The organism is Ideonella azotifigens, from assembly GCF_006519715.1.
In the GTDB taxonomy this organism is placed as follows: Bacteria; Pseudomonadota; Gammaproteobacteria; order Burkholderiales; family Burkholderiaceae_C; genus Ideonella; species Ideonella azotifigens.
This window is the reverse complement of the sequence record NZ_VIDT01000430.1, coordinates 1-4,840: the sequence shown is the minus strand read 5'-3', so window position 1 is coordinate 4,840 and position 4,840 is coordinate 1. Positions and strand designations below refer to the sequence as shown.

The 4,840-nt window shown below is 67.7% G+C and carries 6 protein-coding genes; 5 read left to right on the top strand and 1 reads right to left on the bottom strand.

The window, feature by feature from the left end; genetic code table 11:
* The 5 genes from FKP22_RS21150 to FKP22_RS21130 form a co-directional block, all read left to right on the top strand.
* Window positions 1–706, top strand: a 706-nt coding sequence (locus FKP22_RS21150) for a sensor histidine kinase (protein WP_141289666.1), incomplete at its 5' end; no start/stop codon positions are given.
* Window positions 703–1,341, top strand: coding sequence for a response regulator (locus FKP22_RS21145; RefSeq protein WP_141289665.1), 639 nt, complete (start codon window positions 703–705; stop codon window positions 1,339–1,341). The genes FKP22_RS21150 and FKP22_RS21145, both read left to right, overlap by 4 nt.
* A gap of 211 nt (window positions 1,342–1,552) precedes the next feature.
* A complete protein-coding gene (locus FKP22_RS21140) occupies window positions 1,553–2,392 on the top strand; it encodes a DUF2306 domain-containing protein (RefSeq protein ID WP_141289664.1) in 840 nt (279 codons plus the stop codon).
* Between the two features lie 64 nt (window positions 2,393–2,456).
* A complete protein-coding gene (locus tag FKP22_RS21135) occupies window positions 2,457–3,563 on the top strand; it encodes a sensor histidine kinase (RefSeq protein WP_141289663.1) in 1,107 nt (368 codons plus the stop codon).
* Window positions 3,560–4,363: a LytR/AlgR family response regulator transcription factor gene (locus FKP22_RS21130; protein ID WP_141289662.1), complete on the top strand. Its 804-nt coding sequence runs from the start codon at window positions 3,560–3,562 to the stop codon at window positions 4,361–4,363. The genes FKP22_RS21135 and FKP22_RS21130 overlap by 4 nt, the downstream gene beginning before the upstream one ends.
* A gap of 23 nt (window positions 4,364–4,386) precedes the next feature.
* On the opposite strand, the gene FKP22_RS21125 is transcribed toward FKP22_RS21130, so the two are convergent.
* Window positions 4,387–4,840 (bottom strand): response regulator (locus FKP22_RS21125; protein ID WP_141289661.1); only part of this gene is annotated, 454 nt, incomplete at its 5' end.

The following is a 4,840-nucleotide window of genomic DNA, read 5'->3' as shown; positions in this document are numbered from 1 at the left end:
CGAACTGGCCCAGCACCTGCAGACCAGCGTGGAGATGGAACGCGCGGCGATTGCCCGCGAGATCCACGACGACGTGGGCGGCGGCTTGAGCGCGCTGAAGTTCGAGCTGGCCTGGATGGCGCGCCAGGCCAGCACGCCGCCGGAACTCAAGGCCAGGCTGGAAACCTCGATCGAGACCGTGACCCATGCGCTGGAAGCCAGCCAGCGCATCATGCATAACCTGCGCCCGGCCATCCTGGAGCAGGGCCTGGTGGCCGCGCTGCAGTGGATGACCAGCCGCTTCGAGAAGCGCACCGGGATCACCACCGAGTTCCGCACCAGCCAGGACAACCCGGTGCTGCCAGCCGGCGTGCCGCTGGTGGCCTACCGCACCGCGCAGGAAGCGCTGACCAACGTCAGCAAGCATGCCCAGGCCAGCAAGGTGCGGCTGGACCTGTCGCTGGCGCAGGACGTGTTGTCACTGGAAGTGAGCGACAACGGCAAGGGCCTGTCCGGCGAGGACCTGGCCAAGACACGCAGCTTCGGCATTCGCGGGCTGCACGAGCGGGCCTCCACGGTGGGTGGCTGGGTCGACCTTTCCAGCGGCCCGACCGGCACAACGCTGATACTCTCGGTGCCACTGCAGCCCGATGCCATCCCGACCCTCCCCGGCGACGAGGACGACGACCATGGGCCGCACGACCCGTCCGCCTGGGGAAGCCTATGACCCGCGTCATTGTTTGTGACGACCACGCCCTGATCCGCCGCGGCATCCGCGACACCCTGGCCGATGCGCCTGACCTCGAAGTCATTGGCGAGGCCGGCGACTATGGTGAGCTGCGCGCCCTGCTGCGCAAGGACACCTGCGACGTGCTGGTGCTGGACATCAACATGCCCGGCCGCAGCGGCCTGGACGTGCTGCACGTGCTGAAGGACGAAGGCTCGCAGGTCAAGGTGCTGGTGGTCAGCATGTACCCCGAGGACCAGTACGCCATCCGCGCGCTGAAGGCCGGCGCGCACGGCTACGTCAACAAGGGTGGCGACCCGGCGGTGCTGGTGCAGGCGGTGCGCACAGTGGCCCAGGGCCGCAAGTACATCACCCCGGAAATCGCCCAGCTGCTGGCCGAGAACATCGGCAAGGACGACCAGCACGAGAGCCCGCACGAAAAGCTCTCCGACCGTGAGCTGCAAACCCTGGTGATGATCGCCTCCGGCAAACGCCTGTCCGACATCGCCACCGAACTCACGCTGTCCCCCAAGACGGTCAGCGTCTACCGCGCCCGGGTGCTGGAAAAGCTGGCGCTGGGCAACAACTCCGAGCTGACGGTCTACGCGATTCGCAATGGCTTGGTTGGCGAGTAGACCGCCGGTACCGGACCCGCAAAGCGCGATTCAGGTGTAACGGCTGCAGGCAGGGCGCAGTTCATCCGCATCTGGCGTGGCTCGAAGCCGCCGCGCAGTGGTCCGTCCCATGGCGCTTTCGGCGCATCCGCTCGCTCGGCACACTGGGTTGTTCGCCATCGCCCGTTGCACTGCGCGCCGGGTGGCCGGCCCAACCGCAGGAGTCGATGCCATGCCGCCTTCCATTCGCCACCCATCCCAGGCCTTCTCTGCGCCTGCCGCTTGCTGGCCGACGGCTGTGCTGAAGGCAGCCGCGGCAGGCTGGTGCGTTGTGGCGGTGGTCGGCCAGCTGATGTTTGCGGGCTACGTGGCGGTGTTCTACGGCCGTGCCGTGGCGGATGGCCAGACTTCTCGTTGGAACCAGACACTGCCGAGTGGCCTGGTCCCGGGCGACACGCTGGGCAATGGGGTGGTCGCTTCGCATCTGCTGTTTGCAGTGCTGATCATCGTGGGCGGCGCGATCCAGCTGCTGCCGCAAGTGCGGCGGCGGGCGCCGGCGCTGCATCGTTGGAACGGGCGGGTTTACCTGTTCTCGGCGGTGGTGATGAGCCTGGGCGGGCTGTTCATCGTGGGCACCCGCCAGGGCGTGGGTGATACCTCCCAGCACCTGGCCATTTGCGTCAATGCCTTGTTGATCCTGACCTTTGCCGCACTGGCCGGACGGGACGCGGTGGCCCGTCGATTCGACAGCCATCGGCGCTGGGCGCTGCGGCTCTACTTGGCGGTGGCGGGCGTGTGGTTTTTCCGCATCGGGCTGATGGCCTGGCTGGTGCTGAACCGCGGGCCCGCGGGCTTTGATCCGCGCAGCTTCCAGGGGCCCTTCCTGACGTTTCTCGCCTTCGCGCAGTACCTGCTGCCGTTGTCGGTGCTGGAGATCTATTTCCGGGTGCGTGCCCAGGCCGGGTCGCGGGGCCGCCTGGCGATGGCTGCGGGCCTGGGCGTGATCACCTTGCTGACCGCGCTGGGGATCGGCGCGGCCGCCATGTTGATGTGGCTGCCGAGACTGCGCTGACGCCGCCCGCTTCTTGCGGGCAGCCTGACGCGCGCCCGCACCGCCGCTCCCCTATGCTCAAGGCATGAACGCCATTTCGGATCTGCCAGCTTCTTGCCTGCGGCGCCTGGTGGCGTGGCGGCGGGTGCGCTTCGTGCTGTTCGCCACGTTGCCGTTCGGCCTGGTGTTCGGGGTGGGTTCCACCGTCACTCCGCTGTTGGCCTGGGTGGCGCGCGCGGTGGTCACCGGGCTGGCGATGATGCTGGCCTACGGCTGGGTCGAGCAGTGGCCGGTGCGGCTGCCGGCATGGCTTGCGCGCTGGGTGCTGCAACTGCTGGGTGTCGTGGTGGCGGCGCCGATCGGTGCCTATGCGGCCATGTGGCTGACTTCCGGCGGCGATCCGCAACTCTTGCAGGAGCCGACGCGGCTGAACGGTTTTCGCACGCTGTGTTTTTGCGGCGTGCTGTTCGGGCCCTGGCTGGCGCTTGGTGCCATGGTGCGGCAGCGCGAAGGACTGGCCCGCCACCTGGCGCTGGGCTTCGAGCTGGAGCGCAGTGAACTGCAGCGCCAGGCGCTGGATGCCCGGTTGCGGCTTCTGCAGGCGCAGGTGCAGCCGCATTTCCTGTTCAATACGCTGGCCAACGTGCGGGCGCTTGTGAATGTGGGCTCGCCGCGGGCGCCAGCGTTGCTCGACAGCCTGATTGCCTATCTGCGTGCCGCAGTGCCGAGGCTGAACGAGCCCAGCGCCACCGTGGCGCAGGAGTTGGCGCTGGTACGTGCCTACCTGGCATTGATGCACATGCGCATGCCCGACCGCCTCCACTACGCGGTACATGCAGACGAGACCACGACGGCATTGCGCTGCCCGGCGATGGCGCTGCTGTCGCTGGTGGAAAACGCAGTACGGCATGGCATCGACCCCAGCGAGGAGGGGGGACGGATCGAGGTCTGCATATCGCGGCGCGGGCAACGCTGCACCGCCCGTGTCCTGGACACCGGTGTGGGCCTGCAGTGCGGCGGCAGTGACCCGCCAGGCACCGGATTGGCGATGTTGCGCGAGAGGATGCTGCTGGCCTTTGCAGGCGATGCCCGGCTGAGTTTGACCGCATTGATGCCGCATGGTGTCTGTGCTGAACTGGAGTTCCCAGCTGAAACCGCTGAAGAGTCCGAGTCCGGGCTTGGTGCGCCATGACTGATCGACGCCCGACGGCGCTGATCGCCGATGACGAGCCACTGTTGCGTGATGAGCTGGCGCTGATGCTGGCCCAGGTCTGGCCCGAGCTGTTGGTCGTGGCGCAGGCCCGCAATGGCCGCGAGGCGCTGGCAGGAGTCGAGGCCCTGCAGCCGGACATTTGCTTTCTCGACGTGCAGATGCCGGGCATTTCAGGCCTGGAGGCGGCGCGGCAGATCGGCCGGCGTGCCCATCTCGTGTTCGTCACTGCTTTCGATCACTACGCGCTGAAGGCCTTCGAGCATGGGGTGCTGGACTACCTGGTCAAGCCGGTCGAAGCGGCCCGGCTGGCCGAGACGGTGGCCCGGCTGAAGGAGCGCCTGAGGATGGTCGAGGTGCCGGGGCCTGGCATCGAAGTCATGTTGCGGCAATTGGCGGGCTTGCTGCAGCGCCGGGAGCAAACCGCCGGTATCGGCGCGGCGCCGTTGCGCTGGCTTCGCGCCGGGGTGGGTCAGTCATTGAGACTGATTCCGGTCGAGCAGATCGACTTTCTTCGGGCCGATGAGAAGTACACCTTGGTGGCCTGGCGCAGCGAAACTGGCCAGCCTGCGGAGGCCTTGCTGCGCACGCCGCTGAAGGAACTGCTGCCGCAACTCGACACGGCCTGCTTTGCTCAGGTGCACCGCTCGGTGGTGGTGAATCTGTCTGCGATCAGCCATGTGACCCGCGGCTTGCACGAGACCGCCGACATCCATCTGAAGGACCGCAGCGAGGTGCTGCCAGTCAGTCGCAGCTTCCTGCACCTGTTCCGGCAGATGTAGGGCGTTTGGCGCTACGCTTCGGTTCACTGCGCCACTTGCGCGTAGTGCTCGCGCTCCTGCTTGCCATGGTCCAGCCAGCGCAGCAGCATCAGGTACAGGTGCTCGGGGTTGACCGGCTTGGTGATGAAGTCGTCCATGCCGGCGGCCAGGCAGGCCTGGCGGTCGCTGTCGAAGGCGTTGGCGGTGAGGGCGAGGATGGGCACATGCGGCGGGGCGGCGCGCCCGGCGCGCAGGCGGCGGGCCACTTCCAGGCCGTCGAGCTCGGGCATCTGCATGTCCAGCAGCAGCAGGTCGAAGTCCTTGGCCAGGGCCAGGTCCAGCGCCTTGGCGCCATCGTCCACCGCGGTGACCTGCAGGCCGGCATGGGCCAGGAATTCGCAGGCGATCTCGCGGTTCACCGGGTTGTCTTCGGCCAGCAGCACGCGGGCGCCGGGATGGCGCTGGCGCAGCAACTGGTCGGCGCCGTGGTTTTCGCCG